At 64.4% G+C, this 16986-nt stretch carries 12 protein-coding genes; 5 read left to right on the top strand and 7 right to left on the bottom strand.

The genetic code is table 11. The features are described 5' to 3' along the window. Positions 1-3 precede the first annotated feature (3 nt). The 3 genes from entB to entC are packed head-to-tail and all read right to left on the bottom strand — an operon-like array spanning position 4 to position 3661. Positions 4-855 carry an enterobactin biosynthesis bifunctional isochorismatase/aryl carrier protein EntB gene (gene entB, locus ACLH1I_RS07780; protein WP_017899057.1) on the bottom strand — a complete coding sequence of 284 codons (852 nt, stop codon included), beginning with the start codon at positions 853-855 and terminating at the stop codon, positions 4-6. A gap of 13 nt (positions 856-868) precedes the next feature. Then, on the bottom strand, positions 869-2476 hold the full coding sequence (gene entE / locus ACLH1I_RS07785) for a (2,3-dihydroxybenzoyl)adenylate synthase EntE (protein WP_151628499.1): 1608 nt from the start codon (positions 2474-2476) through the stop codon (positions 869-871). A 9-nt stretch (positions 2477-2485) separates the two neighbouring features. Next, positions 2486-3661, bottom strand: coding sequence for an isochorismate synthase EntC (gene entC / locus ACLH1I_RS07790; RefSeq protein WP_004885741.1), 1176 nt, complete (start codon positions 3659-3661; stop codon positions 2486-2488). 188 nt (positions 3662-3849) lie between these two features. Between entC and fepB the strand changes: the two genes are divergently transcribed. Next, positions 3850-4809 carry a Fe2+-enterobactin ABC transporter substrate-binding protein gene (fepB, locus tag ACLH1I_RS07795; RefSeq protein ID WP_004885740.1) on the top strand — a complete coding sequence of 320 codons (960 nt, stop codon included), beginning with the start codon at positions 3850-3852 and terminating at the stop codon, positions 4807-4809. Positions 4810-4940: 131 nt separating this feature from the next. On the opposite strand, the gene entS is transcribed toward fepB, so the two are convergent. Continuing rightward, complete coding sequence (gene entS, locus ACLH1I_RS07800) at positions 4941-6182, bottom strand: enterobactin transporter EntS (RefSeq protein ID WP_023288782.1); 1242 nt, start codon at positions 6180-6182, stop codon at positions 4941-4943. Between the two features lie 112 nt (positions 6183-6294). Here entS and fepD point away from each other — a divergent pair, with 112 nt between their 5' ends. Genes fepD through fepC form a run of 3 tightly spaced genes read left to right on the top strand, consistent with a single transcriptional unit; the run spans position 6295 to position 9082 of the window. Then, positions 6295-7302, top strand: a complete 1008-nt coding sequence (gene fepD / locus ACLH1I_RS07805) for a Fe(3+)-siderophore ABC transporter permease (protein WP_004885733.1) — start codon at positions 6295-6297, stop codon at positions 7300-7302. Continuing rightward, positions 7299-8291, top strand: a complete 993-nt coding sequence (fepG, locus tag ACLH1I_RS07810) for an iron-enterobactin ABC transporter permease (protein WP_004147521.1) — start codon at positions 7299-7301, stop codon at positions 8289-8291. Before fepD ends, fepG begins: the two co-directional genes overlap by 4 nt. After that, positions 8288-9082 carry an iron-enterobactin ABC transporter ATP-binding protein gene (gene fepC / locus ACLH1I_RS07815; RefSeq protein WP_151628498.1) on the top strand — a complete coding sequence of 265 codons (795 nt, stop codon included), beginning with the start codon at positions 8288-8290 and terminating at the stop codon, positions 9080-9082. The genes fepG and fepC overlap by 4 nt, the downstream gene beginning before the upstream one ends. A gap of 64 nt (positions 9083-9146) precedes the next feature. On the opposite strand, the gene entF is transcribed toward fepC, so the two are convergent. The 3 genes from entF to fes are packed head-to-tail and all read right to left on the bottom strand — an operon-like array spanning position 9147 to position 14478. Further along, positions 9147-13028, bottom strand: coding sequence for an enterobactin non-ribosomal peptide synthetase EntF (gene entF / locus ACLH1I_RS07820; RefSeq protein ID WP_198079559.1), 3882 nt, complete (start codon positions 13026-13028; stop codon positions 9147-9149). 10 nt (positions 13029-13038) lie between these two features. After that, on the bottom strand, positions 13039-13242 hold the full coding sequence (locus ACLH1I_RS07825; protein ID WP_004885723.1) for an MbtH family protein: 204 nt from the start codon (positions 13240-13242) through the stop codon (positions 13039-13041). Between the two features lie 27 nt (positions 13243-13269). Beyond that, on the bottom strand, positions 13270-14478 hold the full coding sequence (fes, locus tag ACLH1I_RS07830; protein ID WP_151628496.1) for an enterochelin esterase: 1209 nt from the start codon (positions 14476-14478) through the stop codon (positions 13270-13272). Between the two features lie 259 nt (positions 14479-14737). On the opposite strand from fes, the gene fepA reads away from it, so the two are divergent. Beyond that, complete coding sequence (fepA, locus tag ACLH1I_RS07835; RefSeq protein ID WP_151628495.1) at positions 14738-16966, top strand: siderophore enterobactin receptor FepA; 2229 nt, start codon at positions 14738-14740, stop codon at positions 16964-16966. The last annotated feature ends 20 nt before the right edge of the window (positions 16967-16986 follow it).

A 16986-nucleotide genomic window follows, 5' to 3' on the forward strand; every position in this document is an offset into this window, starting at 1 on the left:
CCATTATTGCACCTCGCGGGAAAGCAGCGCCCACCAGGCGTCGATGGTCGGGTTTTTCGCCAGCATCACGAAGTCGATATCGCCGTGCACTTTGCGCCAGCGGGCGGCGAGGGCCATCATCCGCACCGAATCCAGACCGTAGTCGATCAGGTTTTCATCATCCAGCGGTTCGTCGGATTCGTCGAGCAGCGGCAGGATCAGCGCGCGCAGCGCCGCTTTGCTGGCCGGCAGCGGCAACAGCTCTTCGGTCATCACCACGCGGCCGGAACGGCCGGCGACGTATTTCAGCGCCATCAGGTGCTCTTCGCGGCTGAAGTCCGCCAGCGCGTCGGCGACAAAGAACGGTTTGATATCGCGCATAAAGGCGTCGGTGGCGGTGGTCATGCAGCCGATATGGGCGTAAACGCCGGTGATGATCAGCTGGTCGCGGCCGCTCTCTTTAAGCATCTCTTCAAGCGGCGAGCGATGAAACGCGCTGTAGCGCCATTTCACCAGCACGGTGTCGTCTTCGTCCGGCGCCAGGGCGGCAATCACCTGCTGCTGCTCCGGCGAACGGGTCAGCCCCGGCCCCCACATATCATTCAGCAGGGCGCGGTCTTCATCGCTCTGCTCTTTCGGCTGGGCGGTGTAGTACACCGGAATACCGTTCTGTTTGCAGAAGTCGCGCAGGGCGGCGATATTGGCCACCACTGTTTCCATCATCGCGCTGTTTTCGCCCCAGAAATTGAGAAAGTATTCCTGCATATCATGGATCAGCAGCGCGGCGCGGGAAGGTTCAAAGGCCCAGCTGACTTTGTTCGCCGGAATATCGCTGGCTTCCGGCAGCGCGTAAGCCTGTAATTTAGGGATTGCCATTTTCTGTTCTCCTTCAGCCCAGCTTGCCTTCGGCCAGCCACTGACGTAATTGTTTCTTATCGACTTTGCCCACCGGCGTCAGCGGCAGCGCGGCAACGCACTCCACGCGGTCCGGCAGTTTAAATTCAGCCACCCCCTGCTCGCGCAGGAAGCGGCGCACCGCGACGGCGCGCAGCGGCGAGGTCACCACGAGGTAAGCGCAGCTCTTCTCGCCCAGCAGATTGTCTTCAATGCTGACCAGCGCGGCGTGGATCACCGCCTCATGGCGCAGCAGCAGGTTTTCGATCTCTTCGGCGGCGATCTTCTCGCCGCCGCGGTTGATCTGATCTTTTTCCCGGCCCTGAACGGTGATATACCCGTCTTCATCGATCGAAATCAGATCGCCGGAGCAGTAGAAACCCTCGGCGTCGAAGGCCTCCGCGTTATGCTGCGGGCTGTTGTAGTAGCCGCGGAAGGTGTAGGGCCCGCGGGTCATCAGGCGGCCCACTTCGCCGCGTGGCAGCGGGTTGCCCTCGGCATCTGCCACCCACACTTCATCGTCCGGGCACATCGGGCAGCCCTGGGTATGGATGATCCGCTCAGGACTGTCGTTAAGGCGGGTGTAATTCACCAGCCCCTCCGCCATGCCGAACACCTGCTGCAGCTGGCAGCCGATTTCCGCCGGAATGCGCGCGGCAAGGGTCGCCGACAGGCGCGCGCCGCCGACCTGCAATAGCTGCAGCGATTGCAGTTGCGCGTTGCTGCCCCATTCGTGAATGGCCTGCAGCCACAGGCTGACCGCCGGCGGCACCAGCGAGGCGACGTTGACCTGATGTTTTTCAATCAGCGGGAAACAGAGGGTAGCGCTCGGGTCGGCGGCGAGGATCACCCGTCCGCCGGCGCGGAAAACGCCCAGCGCCCCCGGGGAGCTCATCGCGTAGTTATGCGCCGCCGGCAGCGCGTTGAGGTAGCGCGTCTTAGCGTTAATCCCGCAGATCTCGTTGCTGCGGCGGATACTGTAGTCGTAATCGTTATGGGTACGCGGGATCAGCTTCGGCGTCCCGGTGCTGCCGCCGGAGAGCTGGAAAAAGGCCACTTCGTCGGCAGGGGTTGGGTTGGCGATAAAGTTATCCGCCGGGCGGTTAATCTCCGTCGCCAGATCGCGCTCGCCGCCGTCGTTACGCAGCAGCGCCACGCGCAGGGAAGCATGTTCAGCAATAAACGCATGGAGGAAGCTATCGTCGGCAAACAGCGCGTGCTCGCGGTCGGCGATCAGCAGCGCCGGCTTAATCTGCGCGGCGTAGGCGTTAAGCTCGCTGCGCTGGTGGCTGAACAACGCGTTCACCGGCGCGACGCCGATGCGCAGCAGCGCGAAGAAGGTGATGTAAAACTCGGCGACGTTGCCCAGTTGCACCAGCGCGGTTTCTCCGCGCTTCAGTCCCTGACGCTGCAGAGAGCAGGCAAGGTTGTCCACCCGCTGGTTAAACTGGCGGTAGCTAATGTGTCGATCTCCATCGATAATCGCCACGGCGTCGTTTTCTGCGTGACGGGTGATCAGATTGGTTAACGGCAGATCCTGCCAGTAGCCTTTTTGACGATAGCGGGCCGCGAACTCATCCGGCCAACGGGTAAATGCAATCATCCTTGCCTCTTAATTCAAGCCAAATACGTTAAGCATGGTGGTCAGTTTGACGCCGGTTTCGCGCCATTCGCCCAGCGGCGAGGAGGCCGGAACAATGCCCGCGCCGGCAAACAGGCGCAGCGTACGCTGCTGCAGACGCGCGCAGCGGATGGTCACCACCCATTCGCCGTTGCCTTCATCGTCACACCAGCCGACGATGCCGCCGAACAGCTGACGGTCGAAGGGTTCCAGTTCGGCAATCAGGCGCTTCGCCGCCTGGTGCGGGAAGCCGCTCAGCGCCGGAGTCGGGTGCAGCAGGCAGGCCAACGACATGGCGTTTTCTTCCGCCAGCGCCGTGCCTTCGATCGGCGTCGCCAGATGCCAGAGCGTCGGGGTGGTGATTAGCTGCGGCGATGACGGCAGCGACAGCTGGCTGCTGCGCGGGCCCAGCACGCTCTTCATCGCCTGGGTCACCAGCTCGTGCTCATGGCGATCTTTGCCGGACGCCAGCAGCCTGTTGCCCGCTTCGCGGTCCAGCACATCGTCAGGCTGGCGGCGGGCGGAGCCGGCCAGCGGCAGTGAGCTGAAATGCGCCCCTTCTTTACGCAGCAGTAGCTCCGGGCTGGCGCCCAGCAGCACACCGCCGTCGGCGAGCGGCACATGGAAGTTAAAGCTGGCGGGGTTCTGAGCGATCAGGCGCTCCATCAGGGCGCCGCTATCGACAGGATCGCGGGTAGTGATATCGATTAGTCGTGATAGCACCACTTTGTCGACTTCCGGGGTGGCGGTCAGCGCGGCGGCGCGTTCCACCATGGCTAGAAACGCGTCCTGCTCCGGGATCTCCCGGCGCTCCACCACCGCCATCGCCTCCAGCGGCGCGGCATAGCGGGCGGAACGCTGTTTTTCCGGTCGCGAGAACGCTTCCCAGCGCTCGGGAATATAAAGCTCGGAAGGCTGACAGGTGTCGAACGGGATGGCCCCGACCATCACCGGCTTGCGGATCCCCGCCGCCCGGGCCTCGGCAAAGGCGGCGGCCATCTGCTGCTGGAACTCGCCGTTCAGCGCATCGCCGCCGACAGCGGGCGCTGAGAGGCGGCGGAAGCAGCCTGAGGTGCTAAAACTGCGGTACGGCGACATAAAGAAGAAGCTGTCCGGCGACAAGGTCCGGGTAGGTTTCTGTACATCCTCAGCCAGTGACGTTTCCATATCATCCTCCAAAAACGATAAATATATTACGAATAATTATCATTTGTATTTTGGTTGGCTAACCTAAAAGGTATTGCCCGCCATGTCAACCGCGTTACGTCATCGCGCCGCCACTTTGGCTTGCATCCTGTCAACGCAAAGTTGAAAATGAGACGCATTTATTACCCTTCGAATCAGGATGCGATGACGTGAACTTCTCTTCTTTTTGCCGCCGCGGTGCGCTGACCGGCATGCTGTTGTTTTTAGGAATTACCTCAGCCCAGGCGGCGGACTGGCCGCGCCAGGTCACCGACAGCTACGGGACACACACCCTGCCGAGCCAGCCGTTGCGCATTGTCTCCACCAGCGTGACCCTCACCGGCTCGCTGCTGGCGATCGACGCGCCGGTGGTCGCCAGCGGCGCCACCACCCCGAACAACCGCGTGGCCGATAGCCAGGGCTTTCTGCGCCAGTGGAGCGAGGTCGCCAAAGCCCGCAAGCTGGCGCGGTTGTATATCGGCGAACCGAGCGCGGAAGCGGTGGCCGCCCAGATGCCGGATCTGATCCTGGTGAGCGCCACCGGCGGCGACTCCGCACTGCCGCTGTACGATCAGCTCAAAACGATCGCCCCAACGCTGGTCATCAACTATGACGATAAAAGCTGGCAAACGCTGCTCACCCAGCTGGGGCAGATCACCGGCCATGAGCAGCAGGCCAGCGCGCGCATCGCCGACTTCAATAAACAGCTCGTTTCGTTAAAAGAAAAAATGAAGCTGCCGCCGCAGCCGGTCACCGCCCTCGTCTATACCGCGGCCGCGCACAGCGCCAATATCTGGACGCCGGAATCGGCCCAGGGGCAGATGCTCCAGCAGTTGGGCTTTAGTCTGGCGACGCTGCCAGGCGGCCTGCCTGCCAGCCACAGCCAGGGCAAACGCCACGATATCGTGCAGCTGGGCGGGGAGAACCTGGCGGCCGGACTGAACGGCCAGAGCCTGTTCCTGTTCGCTGGCGACCAGAAAGATGTCGATGCCATCTACGCCAATCCGCTGCTGGCGCATCTCCCGGCGGTCGAAGGGAAACGCGTCTACCCGCTGGGCACCGAGACCTTCCGTCTTGACTACTACAGCGCCCTGCTGGTGCTCCAGCGTCTCTCCAGCCTGTTCGGCTAGCGCGGGCTGTGCCATCAGGACGGGAACCCAGCCTGAACGCTTTGCCGGGCGGCGCTGCGCTTGCCCGGCCTACAATGCCCGCCCCCCCAGGCCCGGTAAGGCGCAGCCGCCACCGGGCAATCGCCCCCTACTTAACTTTCGTTGACGATTTCCGGGCGCTGGAAGCGGCGCAGCTCGCGTAGCAGTCCCACCAGCAGCACGCCGACGAGGGCCAGCGCCCAGCCGCTGGCGCTGGCAGAAGCGACCGGCGTCATCACCGCCCCTAACCCGCCGAGCAGCGCCGCGCCGATGGCGTCGCCGGTGACGTTCTGGGCGGTCCACAGACCGTTAATCCGCCCGAGCATATGTTCCGGCGTCTGGGTCTGGATCAGGGTGTACTGCAGCAGCGAGCTAATAGCGCTCAGCCAGCCAAACAGCGCCAGGCACAGCGCACCCAACGCCCAGTGCGGCATCAGGCTGAACAGCGCAATGGCGACAAAGGAGCACACCGTCGTCGCCAGCATCAGCGCGCCCGGCCGCACGGTCTGGGCCAGCTGCCCGCTGGTCAATGCCCCCAGCGCCGCGCCGAGCGGAATCGCGGCGTACAGCAGGCCAATCTGTCCGGCCGACATCTGCCAGCTCCCGGCCAGCGCCGGATAGAGCACCCGCACCGCGCTGGCCATGGTCAGCAGGCCGCCGAGCAGCGCAATCCCGCCGATAAGCGGGCTCTGACAGAGGAAGGTCAGCCCCGCCAGCAGGGCACGCAGCGGATGCTCGCGCGGCTGCGGAGGCGGCGGCAGCTGCGGCAGACGCAGCAGGGTTAAGGTGGTGATAAACGTCCCCGCCGCCGCCAGGCCGAAGTTCCACGCCACGCCGCCGGAGGCCAGCAGCAGGCCGCCGATCATGGGCGAAATCACCGAGCCCAGGCGCACCGTCAGCATAGTGATGGCCCCGGCCTGCATCAGGTTTTCCCGCCCCACCAGTGCCGGGGTCGCCGCCAGCAGCGCGGTCACGCCTAAAGAAGCGAAGAAACCGTCCCAGATCCCCAGCAGATAAATCGCCGCCAGCGACGGCTCCGGCAGCAGGGCGTTCAGACACAGGCCGACAAAGCCCACGCCGCAGGTGCCGCGCGCCAGCAGGATCAGGCGTTTGCGCTCATAGCGGTCAGCCAGTACGCCCCCCACCATCAGGCCAATAAACATCGACGCGCCGGTCAAGGTCACCGACAACCCGACCTGCCAGGTCGAATGGGTCATCATCTGGATCTGCACCGGGATGGCCACGCCCAGCAGACCAAGCGACAGAATAGAGATAAAGCGAGCGATAAAAACGGCGCGAAACGCCGGGTGAGTTTTCAGCAGGCTGAGGTTAAGCAGCCAGGATTGTCGGTTCATTACAGCGCCTTGTCGTTATTTTTAATACCCTTTTTCCTGTGGGTCATGCTACCATAGCTGAATAAAATCGATAACGATAATTACTATCATTATCATATCAGGGATGTCAGTTATGTCGTTTTCTACGACCGCGGTACGCTCTGTCGCCGTGCCCGGATTGTTGCTACTACTCGCCTTAGCCGCCGCGCTTAGCCTGACCATCGGCGCCAAATCGTTGCCGATCGGCACGGTATTCACCGCCTTTAGCGGAACCTGTCAAAGCGCCGACTGCACCATCGTGCTGGATGCGCGCCTGCCGCGCACCCTGGCCGGTCTGCTGGCGGGCATCGCACTCGGTCTCGCCGGCGCGCTGATGCAGACGCTCACCCGTAACCCGCTGGCCGACCCCGGCCTGCTGGGGGTCAACTCCGGCGCCAGCTTCGCCATCGTCCTCGGCGCGGCGCTGTTCGGGATCACCTCTCCACAGGAGCAGCTGCTGCTGGCGTTTTGCGGCGCGCTCTGCGCCTCGCTGCTGGTGGCCTTCACCGGCAGCCAGGGCGGCGGCCAGCTGAGCCCGGTGCGCCTCACCCTCGCCGGGGTCGCCCTTGCGGCGGTGCTGGAAGGGCTGTCCAACGGCATCGCCCTGCTCAACCCCGACGTCTACGATCAGCTGCGCTTCTGGCAGGCCGGTTCGCTGGATATCCGCACCCTGCAGACGCTGAAAATTGTCCTGCTGCCGGTGGTGGTGGCGGGGATCGCCGCCCTGCTGCTGAGCCGGGCGCTTAACAGCCTGAGCCTCGGCAACGATACCGCCACCGCCCTCGGCAGCCGCGTCGCCCGCACCCAGCTGATCGGCCTGATCGTTATCACCGTCCTGTGCGGCAGCGCCACCGCCGTCGTCGGCCCTATCGCCTTTATCGGTCTGATGATGCCGCATATGGCGCGCTGGCTGGTGGGGGCCGATCATCGCTGGTCGCTGCCGGTCACCCTGCTCGCCACCCCGGCGCTGCTGCTGTTTGCCGACGTGATTGGCCGCCTGCTGGTGCCCGGCGAACTGCGGGTATCGGTGGTGAGCGCCTTTCTCGGCGCGCCGGTGCTGATCTGGCTGGTGCGCCGCCAGCCGCGGGGAGGTGGCCTGTGATTGCCCCGTCCCGCCGCCTGATAGCCAGCTGTCTGCTGCTGATGGCCGCCAGCCTGCTGATTTCCCTGCTCGGGCTGGCGCAAGGCCCGGTGCCGCTAACGATTGACCAGGTGTTCTCGGCGCTGTTCGGCGACGCGCCGCGCAACGTCGCGATGGTGGTAAACGAATGGCGTCTGCCGCGGGTGTTAATGGCGCTGCTCATCGGCGCCGCGCTCGGCGTCAGCGGCGCCATTTTCCAGTCGCTGACCCGTAACCCGCTCGGCAGCCCGGACGTGATGGGCTTTAACACCGGCGCCTGGAGCGGCGTGCTGGTGGCGATGGTGCTCTTCGGCCAGAACCTGACGGCGATCGCCCTGGCGGCGATGGCCGGCGGGGTGCTGACCTCGCTGGTGGTCTGGCTGCTGGCCTGGCGCAACGGGATCGAGACCTTCCGCCTGATCATTATCGGCATCGGCGTGCGCGCCATGCTGGTGGCATTCAACACCTGGCTGCTGCTGCGCGCCTCGCTGGAGACCGCCCTTTCTGCGGGCCTGTGGAACGCCGGATCGCTTAACGGCCTGACGTGGGGTAAAACCTGGCCGTCAGCGCCGCTGATCCTGTTGATGCTGGTGGGCAGCGCCCTGCTGGTTCGTCGGATGCGGCTGCTGGAGATGGGCGACGATACCGCCTGCGCGCTGGGGGTGCAGGTCGAACGCTCGCGCCTGCTGCTGATGCTAGTGGCAGTGGTGCTCACCGCCGCCTCGACGGCGCTGGCCGGGCCAATCTCATTTATCGCGCTGGTGGCGCCGCATATCGCCCGCCGCCTGAGCGGCACGGCCCGCTGGGGATTAACCCAGTCTGCCCTGTGCGGCGCGCTGCTGCTGGCGCTGGCCGATTACGGCGCCCAGCGGCTGTTTATGCCCTGGCAACTGCCGGTGGGCGTGCTAACCGTCAGCCTCGGCGGTATTTACCTTATTGCTTTGTTGATTCAGGAGTCCCGCAAAAAATGAGTGCTGTCCCCTCCCGTTTGCGCGGCGAGCAGTTAACCCTGGCCTACGGGAACAAGACCATCGCCGAGTCGCTGAACGTGACCATCCCTGACGGCCACTTCACCGCCATTATCGGCCCCAACGGCTGCGGCAAGTCGACGCTGCTGCGCACCCTCAGCCGTCTGATGACGCCGGCCAGCGGCCATGTCTGGCTCGACGGCGCGCAGATCCAGCAGTACGCCAGTAAAGAGGTCGCCCGCCGCATCGGCTTGCTGGCGCAAAATGCCACCACTCCTGGCGATATTACGGTGCAGGAGCTGGTGGCCCGCGGGCGCTACCCGCACCAGCCGCTGTTCACCCGCTGGCGCAAAGAAGATGAAGCGGCGGTGAATAATGCGATGCGGGCCACCGGGATCAGCGACCTGGCGCTGCAGAGCGTCGATACGCTCTCCGGCGGCCAGCGGCAGCGGGCGTGGATTGCGATGGTGCTGGCCCAGGAGACGGCGATTATGCTGCTGGATGAGCCGACCACCTGGCTGGACATCAGCCATCAGATCGACCTGCTGGAGCTGTTGAGCGAGCTGAATCGCGAGAAGGGCTATACCCTGGCGGCGGTGCTGCACGATCTGAACCAGGCCTGCCGCTACGCCACCCACCTGATCGCCCTGCGCGACGGCAAGATCGTCGCCGAGGGGGCGCCGAAGGAGATCGTCACGGCGGAACTGATTGAACGAATTTACGGCCTGCGCTGCACGATCATTGAGGATCCGGTGGCGCATACGCCGCTGGTGGTGCCGCTGGGGCGCCGGTAATTCTCCCTTTCCCCGGCTTGCGCTACCCTGAGCCGGGCTACCTGCTGTAGCCCGAACTCAACCGTTATCCCAGAATCTCCTTGACCACCGGGCCGATGGCTTCAAAGGCCTGCGGGGAGATAATGTCGACGTGGGCGCAGTTCTGGCTGAACACCTCCAGCTCGCCCACCCACGGGCCCCATACGACCTGCGGATCCATCCCCGCCTGCCGCGTCTTCTCCGCCACGAACAGCGTCGCCTTGCCGTCAAACTTCGCGCTGGGCGCGGTGGTTAACAGCCGCACCGCGTCGGCATAGTTGCCTTCGATGGCGCTGAACAGCTCGCCGGAGGCTTGCCCCTGCTGGGCGGCGAGGAACGCCTCCCGCTCGCGGGCAATCTCCGCCAGCACCGCCGGATCCAGCCCGTTAGCCTCTTTCTCCGCCCAGTTTTGCGTCTCCGGCGGCCAGGTATCCAGCAGGCCGAGGAAGGCCACCGCTTCGCCGCGCTGGCGCAAGCGGGCGGCAATGCCCTGGGCTAAGGTGCCGCCGAGCGAATAACCGAACAGGTAATAAGGACCGTGCGGCTGCTGCGCCAACAGCGTTTGCAGATGATGCTCACACACCTCGTCGAGGCTGGCGGCGCTGGCCATCGGCCCCTGCGGGCGCGGCGACTGAATACCGGTAATCGACCAGCGCGGGCTGAGATAGCGCGCCAGCACGCTGAACTGCCAGGCGAAGCCGGAGGCCGGATGGAAGCAGAACAGCGTCGGACCGTCGCTCTCGCGCAGCGGCAGAAGCGCATCCAGGCCCAGGCGCTGAGCCTGCTCATCGCTGAGATCGGCGGCCAGCAGCGCGCTCAGTTTGCCCACCGTCGAGGCCACCATCACCTGCCCCGGGGTCACCTGTCGCGCCAGCTGGCGGCTAAGCTGTGCCGCCAGGCGCATCGCCAGCAGCGAATGGCCGCCGAGGGCAAAGAAATCAGCGTCGATATCATTCACCTCGCAGCCCAGCAGCTGACTGAAGGCGGCGGCGACAAGAGTTTCCATGCCGGGCTCCGGCGGCCGGCCGCTGCGCTCGCCGCCGAGGGTCGGCAGCGGCAGCGCTTTGCGATCCAGTTTGCCATTAGCGCTGAGCGGTAGGTCAGCGAGCTGCATCAGCACCACCGGCACCATATGCGGCGGCAGCTGTTCCGCCAGCCGCGCTTTCAGCGCCGCGGTATCCAGCGGCAGGCCGGAGTCAGAGACCAGATAGCCCACCAGCTGTCGGGCATCGCCGCCGGTCGCCGCCGCCTGGTTGAAGACGCAGGCGTGACTCACCGCCTGCGCCACGTCCGGCAGGGCCGACATCGCCCGGTCAATCTCGCCAAGCTCGATGCGCTGCCCGCGGATCTTCAGCTGGTCGTCGCTGCGGCCAAGATACTCCACCGCGCCGTTCGCCAGCCAGCGCGCCACGTCGCCGGTGCGATACATCCGCTCGCCGGGGGCAAACGGGTCGGCGATAAAGCGGCTGGCGGTGAGGTCAGGACGCCCCAGATAGCCCTGCGCCAGCTGGATGCCGGTGAGATAGAGATCCCCCGCCACCCCCGGGGGCACCGGGCGCATTGCGCCATCGAGAATGCGCAGCCCGGTGTTCCATACCGGCCAGCCAATCGGCACGCTGCTGCCGGTCACCGCCGCCAGCTCAGGCCCGCAGGCCGGATACCAGCTGACGTCCACCGCCGCTTCCGTCGGGCCGTACAGGTTATGCAGTGGCGCGCCGGTCAAGCGCTCCCACTCGCGGCACAATTCCGTCGGCAGCGCTTCGCCGCTGCAGAATACCCGCCGCAGCGTGCGGCAGGCGGCGACGCTGTCGGCATCCAGCGAGGCGACAAACGCCGCCAGCATCGACGGCACAAAGTGGGTGGTGGTCACGCCGTAGTGGGCGAAGAACTGCTGCATCGCCTGCGGGTCGCGGTGCGCCTCCGGCTCGGCCATCACCAGCCGCGCGCCGGCGATAAACGGCCACCAGAACTCCCACACCGAAACGTCAAAACTGCACGGCGTTTTCTGCGCCACCACGTCGTCGGCAGATAACGGATAGCGATCCTGCATCCACAGCAGGCGGTTGACGATGGCGGTCTGGCCGACCATCACCCCTTTCGGCCGCCCGGTGGAGCCCGAGGTAAAGATGATGTAGGCGGTATGGTCCGGTTTTGACAGCGCCAGCGGCGCGTCCTCCGCAACGGCCAGCGGCTGCTGGTAGCAGAGGCTCTCCAGCCCGGGGATATCGCTGAAGCGGGCCAGCTGATCCTCCGAGGCGATCAGCAGCGACGGCCGGGCGTCTTCCAGCATCATCCGCAGACGGTCGTCCGGGTAGCCGGTGTCCAGCGGCAGCCAGGCTGCCCCCGCTTCGACAATGCCGTGCAGCGCCAGGGTCAGGAACACCGAGCGCGGCAGGGCCACCGCCACGCTGTCGCCCGGCTTCACGCCGCGTTGACGCAGCAGCTGCGCGAGCGCCACCACCTGCTGACGCATCTCGCGATAGCTGAACTGCCAGTTTGCATCCGCCAGCGCTGGGGCATCAGGAGTCTTCCGCGCCTGGTCGGCCACCAGCGCGCTGAGGGTGGTGGCGGGCAGCGGCATAGCGGTATCGTTGACCGCCGCCAGCCGGGTCAGCTCGTCGGCGGAGAGCATCTCCGCGTCGCCGCAGCGCAGCGTCGGATCGGCGGCAAACTGCGCCAGCAGCGCGGTCAGTCGCGCCATGTGGCGACGCAGCTCGGCTTCATCATACCGGGCCTTGTTGGCGAGGATCTCCAGCGACAGGCCGCCGGTCTCATCGGGGAACAGCGCCAGCTCAAGATCGTTGACCGGGCCGGTGGCGAGAGTATGGGTCACCGCCTCGACGCCGTCGATATCCAGTTGGTAATCAAAGACTTTGACGTTCAGCACCGGGCCAAACAGCGGTTCGTCCCCTGCCGCTTTGCCGCTGTCGCGGACGATCTGCTCGGCGTCATAGCGCTGATGGCGGCGCATCTTTTTCAGCTGAGCGGCGAGGCGCATCGCCAGGTCCGCCAGCGTCTCCTGGGCGTCAATATGCACCGCCAGAGGCAGGACATTGAGCACCGGCCCCGTCGAGGTCAGCGCCGCTGAGCCCATCCGGCGCATAAAGATAAAGCCCGCCGCGTAGTCCATCCGGTTGCACAGGCGGCCCAGCCACAGCGTGGTGAGCGCCAGCGCCAGATCAGCGGGCTGACACTGCGGCACATGGCTGGCCAGGCGGCGGAAGGCGTCGGCGTTCATCTCCAGCTTCATCCGCCAGATATCGCTCCCGGCGGCGCGTCCGCCCAGCGGCGCGGCAGAGAGTGAGGCGGGAGCCGGTAACGCCTGACGCTGGGCCTGCCAGAAAGCTTTATCCCGCTGCCAGGCCTCGCTGCCGGCGTAGCGCTGGTACTCGTCCACCACCTCGGCGAAGGAGGTGAAAGGCGACTCAGGAGTGGCTTCCCCGCGCTGCCAGGCGCGGTAGATGGCGGCGATCTGCCGGGTTATCGCCGGGAAGCTAAAGCCATCCACCAGCAAATGGTGATAACGCTGATACCAGTACCAGCGGTCGTCGCCGACGCGCAGCAGCTGATGGCACACCAGCGGGTTACCGCCGTCGACGCGCAGATCCTGCGCCAGATCTGCCTGCATCCGCTCCGTGGCGGCACGATGCGGATCCGGCGTCGTACGCAGGTCAATGATGGGCGGTTCGGCAAAGGTGCGCTCCGCCGCTACCCACTGCCAGACTTCCCCCTCCTGTTCCTCAAAGCGCAGGCTGAGGGTGTCTGCCTGCTGCAGACCGGCGACAATCGCCTTACCCAGCAGCGCCGGGTCGAGCGCGCCCCGCAGTTCAACATAGTGGGCCACGCTCCAGGCGCCTGGCAGAGTGGAGAGGCGCTCGGCCATCCAGATCCCCGGCTGCGCGGCAACCAGCGGTAAACGAGTGGTCATGGTCAGCTCCTTATGCCGCATGATGAGCGGGGGTCAGTGTCGGCCAGTTATCCGCCAGCCAGGCGTTGCACGCCTCAACCGACTGCGGAGGGCACACTACCGTCCATCCGGCAGGCAGCGCGCAGTGCCCCGGCCACAGGCTGTACTGCTGCTGATCATTGCGCAGAATGTAAAACTGCCCTTGCGGATTGTCGAAGGGGTTACTGAATTGCATATCAAACTCCTGTCGTAAAGCGCTGTGCTAAGGGGGCGACAGCAGAGGCTGCCAGAGCTGGATAAGCCCTGCCGTCAGCCCGCCTCGCCAGCAGAGCGCATCATGCCCGCCGTCAACCTGACGCCAGAAAATTGTCTGCTGCGTGGTGGTGAGTTGCGCCAGCAGCGCCTGGTTGGCGCGAAAAATAATCGGTTCACGCTGGCCCGCCTCCAGCCAGATGCGCAGCCCGGCCGCGGACGCCTCGCCCTGGCGCAGACGTTCGCCGATAAAGCCCTCCCCGCGGCCATCGCGATGCGGCCACCAGTAGGAGCCTGACTGGCTGAGCACGCAGCCAAATCGCTGCGGCCAGTTGAGGGCGGCGAACATCGCCGCCAGGCCGCCGAAGCTTTGCCCGGCCACCACCGTCCGATCCGGGCGGTCACTGAACGGGGCATGGCCGCGGACCAGGGGCAGGAGCTCCTCCTGCACCGCCAGCCAGAAATCGCGATGACAGGGCAGCTCAACCCCGCGGCGCTGGTTATCGATCGCGTCGATCAGCAGGTAGACCGCCGGCGGCAGTCTCCCCTCGCGGGTCAGCGCGGCCAGTGGCGACCACACCGGCATGCTTTCGGCCCAGAACTGGCCGTCAAGCAGGATCGCCAGCGGCCGTGTTTGCGGATCGACGGCCTCGCCGGGGGTGTAGATCCAGACCCGGCGATGGTTGCCCAGACGCGCGCTGCGCCACTCAAGGCAACGAGCGGGAGGATGCGCTGCATTAAGCTGGTCCCAGCCGGGCTGCGCCGGCGCCTGCGGCATCTCCAGAGCCGAGACCCCATGGCCGCGTCCACCCCGCCAGCTGTGCGGGTTCAGCGGATCGGCTATCGCCCGCGGCAGCAGTTTGCGCCAGCCTTCACGCAGCAGCGCGCGGTCCGGCTTATCAGCGCTGAACACCTCAGGGGAAAAATCATCGTCACGGTCGGAGGGAATAAAGCAGTAGCTGCCGCGCCAGGTCGGCGACAGCGTGGTTCGCCAGCACCAGGCGTCGGTCCCGGGCAGACGTTGCAGCGATTGCGGCCGCGCATTCTGATGGTGGTCGGTCACGCCGGTGATATAGAGCCATACCCGACGGCGTGGAGAACGCGTTTCATCCCCTGCCGGATCCCGCCACCAGAACGTCACCTCGATGGCGTCATCCACCGCCCGGGACTGCGGACCCTGCAGGGTTCGCCACCACTCCTCGCTTCCTGTCCTTAACATTCTGTCATTAACCCTATGTATCGCGTGACTTTTTTAATTAATTGTAATTCTTTATTGATAATATTATTGATAACTATTTGCATTTGCAATAGCGTATTAGCGCGCCGTGGGAAGCGCGTCTTTCACAACACATGTCGAAGAGAGCTTATTCAGCTAGCGACGGAGTGCCTTTGCCCTCTTCCGGCAACATTTATGCCGCCTCCCCTCCCGGTGGGAAGGGGCGTTTGGGGAACGTGGCGACAAAAAAGCAGGAATAACAATGAATAACAGGATCAAATCCCTGGCCTTGCTGGTCAATCTGGGAATTTACGGGGTTGCTTTTCCGTTAAGCGCAGCGGAAACCGCCACCGACGATAAAAACAGCGCCGCGGAAGAGACCATGGTGGTCACCGCCGCCGAGCAGAACCTGCAGGCGCCGGGCGTCTCCACCATCACCGCCGATGAGATCCGCAAGCGTCCGCCGGCGCGCGACGTCTCGGAGATCATTCGCACCATGCCGGGGGTCAACCTGACCGGCAACTCCACCAGCGGCCAGCGCGGCAATAACCGCCAGATTGATATCCGCGGCATGGGCCCGGAAAACACCCTGATCCTGATCGACGGCAAGCCGGTCACCAGCCGCAACTCTGTGCGTCTCGGCTGGCGCGGCGAGCGCGACACCCGCGGCGACACCAGCTGGGTGCCGCCGGAGATGATCGAACGCATCGAAGTGATTCGCGGCCCGGCCGCCGCCCGCTACGGTAACGGCGCCGCCGGCGGCGTGGTGAATATCATCACCAAAAAAACCGGCGATGAGTGGCACGGCTCCTGGAACACCTATATGAACGCCCCGGAGCACAAAGACGAAGGCTCCACCAAGCGCACCAACTTCAGCCTCAGCGGCCCGCTGGGCGGCGATTTCAGCTTCCGCCTGTTCGGTAACCTCGACAAAACGCAGGCCGACGCCTGGGACATCAACCAGGGTCATCAGTCCGAACGCACCGGGATCTATGCCGACACCCTGCCGGCCGGGCGCGAAGGGGTAAAAAATAAAAACATCGATGGTCTGGTGCGCTGGGAATTCGCCCCGATGCAGTCGCTGGAGTTTGAGGCCGGCTACAGCCGCCAGGGGAACCTCTATGCCGGCGACACTCAGAACACCAACTCCAACGACCTGGTGAAAGAGAACTACGGCAAAGAGACCAACCGTTTGTACCGCAACACCTACTCGGTCACCTGGAACGGCGCCTGGGACAACGGCGTGACTACCAGCAACTGGGCGCAGTACGAACGCACCCGCAACTCGCGCAAAGGCGAAGGTCTGGCCGGGGGTACCGAGGGGATCTTCAACAGCAACCAGTTCACCGATATCGATCTGGCGGATGTGATGCTGCACAGCGAAGTCAGCATCCCGTTCGACTATCTGGTTAATCAGAACCTGACGCTGGGCAGCGAGTGGAACCAGCAGCGGATGAAGGATAATGCCTCCAATACCCAGGCGCTGTCGGGAGGAGAAATTCCGGGCTACGACAGCACCGGCCGCAGCCCGTACTCGCAGGCGGAGATCTTCTCCCTGTTTGCTGAGAACAACATGGAGCTGACCGACACCACCATGCTGACCCCGGCGCTGCGTTTCGATCACCACAGCATCGTCGGCAACAACTGGAGTCCGTCCCTTAACCTGTCCCAAGGGCTGTGGGACGACTTCACGCTGAAGATGGGCATCGCCCGCGCCTATAAAGCGCCGAGCCTGTATCAGACCAACCCGAACTACATTCTCTACAGCAAAGGCCAGGGCTGCTACGCCAGCAAAGACGGCTGCTATCTGCAGGGGAATGAAGATTTAAAAGCCGAGACCAGCATCAACAAAGAGATTGGCCTTGAGTTTAAACGCGACGGCTGGCTGGCGGGCGTGACCTGGTTCCGCAACGATTACCGCAACAAGATTGAGGCAGGCTATGTTCCGGTCTATCAAAACGGTAAAGGTACCGATCTCTACCAGTGGGAAAACGTGCCGAAAGCGGTAGTGGAAGGCCTGGAAGGCACGCTCAACGTCCCGGTGAGCGAGACCGTCAACTGGACCAACAACATCACCTATATGCTGCAGAGTAAGAACAAAGAGACCGGCGATCGTCTGTCGATAATCCCGGAATACACGCTAAACTCCACGTTGAGCTGGCAGGTACGCGATGATGTTTCGCTGCAATCGACCTTTACCTGGTACGGCAAACAGGAGCCGAAAAAGTACAACTATAAGGGTCAACCGGTTACCGGCAGCGAGAAGAACGAGGTCAGCCCCTACAGCATCCTCGGCCTGAGCGCGACCTGGGACGTCACCAAATACGTTAGTCTGACCGGCGGCGTGGATAACGTCTTCGACAAGCGCCACTGGCGCGCGGGCAACGCCCAGACCACTGGGGGTGCCACCGGCACGATGTACGGCGCCGGCGCCGAGACCTACAACGAATCGGGCCGCACCTGGTACCTGAGCGTCAACACCCACTTCTGATAGCGGGTTCTCCCTGCCCC

Source organism: Klebsiella sp. 1SOBk10mer, from assembly GCF_046602535.1.
Classification (GTDB): Bacteria; Pseudomonadota; Gammaproteobacteria; order Enterobacterales; family Enterobacteriaceae; genus Klebsiella; species Klebsiella quasipneumoniae.

What these genes read in the sequence shown, in the direction of transcription:
- entB (WP_017899057.1), bottom strand. Translation starts at nt 855, where the DNA reads ATGGCAATCCCTAAATTACAGGCTTACGCGCTGCCGGAAGCCAGCGAT.
- entE (WP_151628499.1), bottom strand. Translation starts at nt 2,476, where the DNA reads ATGATTGCATTTACCCGTTGGCCGGATGAGTTCGCGGCCCGCTATCGT.
- entC (WP_004885741.1), bottom strand. Translation starts at nt 3,661, where the DNA reads ATGGAAACGTCACTGGCTGAGGATGTACAGAAACCTACCCGGACCTTG.
- entS (WP_023288782.1), bottom strand. Translation starts at nt 6,182, where the DNA reads ATGAACCGACAATCCTGGCTGCTTAACCTCAGCCTGCTGAAAACTCAC.
- fepD (WP_004885733.1), top strand. Translation starts at nt 6,295, where the DNA reads ATGTCGTTTTCTACGACCGCGGTACGCTCTGTCGCCGTGCCCGGATTG.
- fepC (WP_151628498.1), top strand. Translation starts at nt 8,288, where the DNA reads ATGAGTGCTGTCCCCTCCCGTTTGCGCGGCGAGCAGTTAACCCTGGCC.
- entF (WP_198079559.1), bottom strand. Translation starts at nt 13,028, where the DNA reads ATGACCACTCGTTTACCGCTGGTTGCCGCGCAGCCGGGGATCTGGATG.
- ACLH1I_RS07825 (WP_004885723.1), bottom strand. Translation starts at nt 13,242, where the DNA reads ATGCAATTCAGTAACCCCTTCGACAATCCGCAAGGGCAGTTTTACATT.
- fes (WP_151628496.1), bottom strand. Translation starts at nt 14,478, where the DNA reads ATGTTAAGGACAGGAAGCGAGGAGTGGTGGCGAACCCTGCAGGGTCCG.
- fepA (WP_151628495.1), top strand. Translation starts at nt 14,738, where the DNA reads ATGAATAACAGGATCAAATCCCTGGCCTTGCTGGTCAATCTGGGAATT.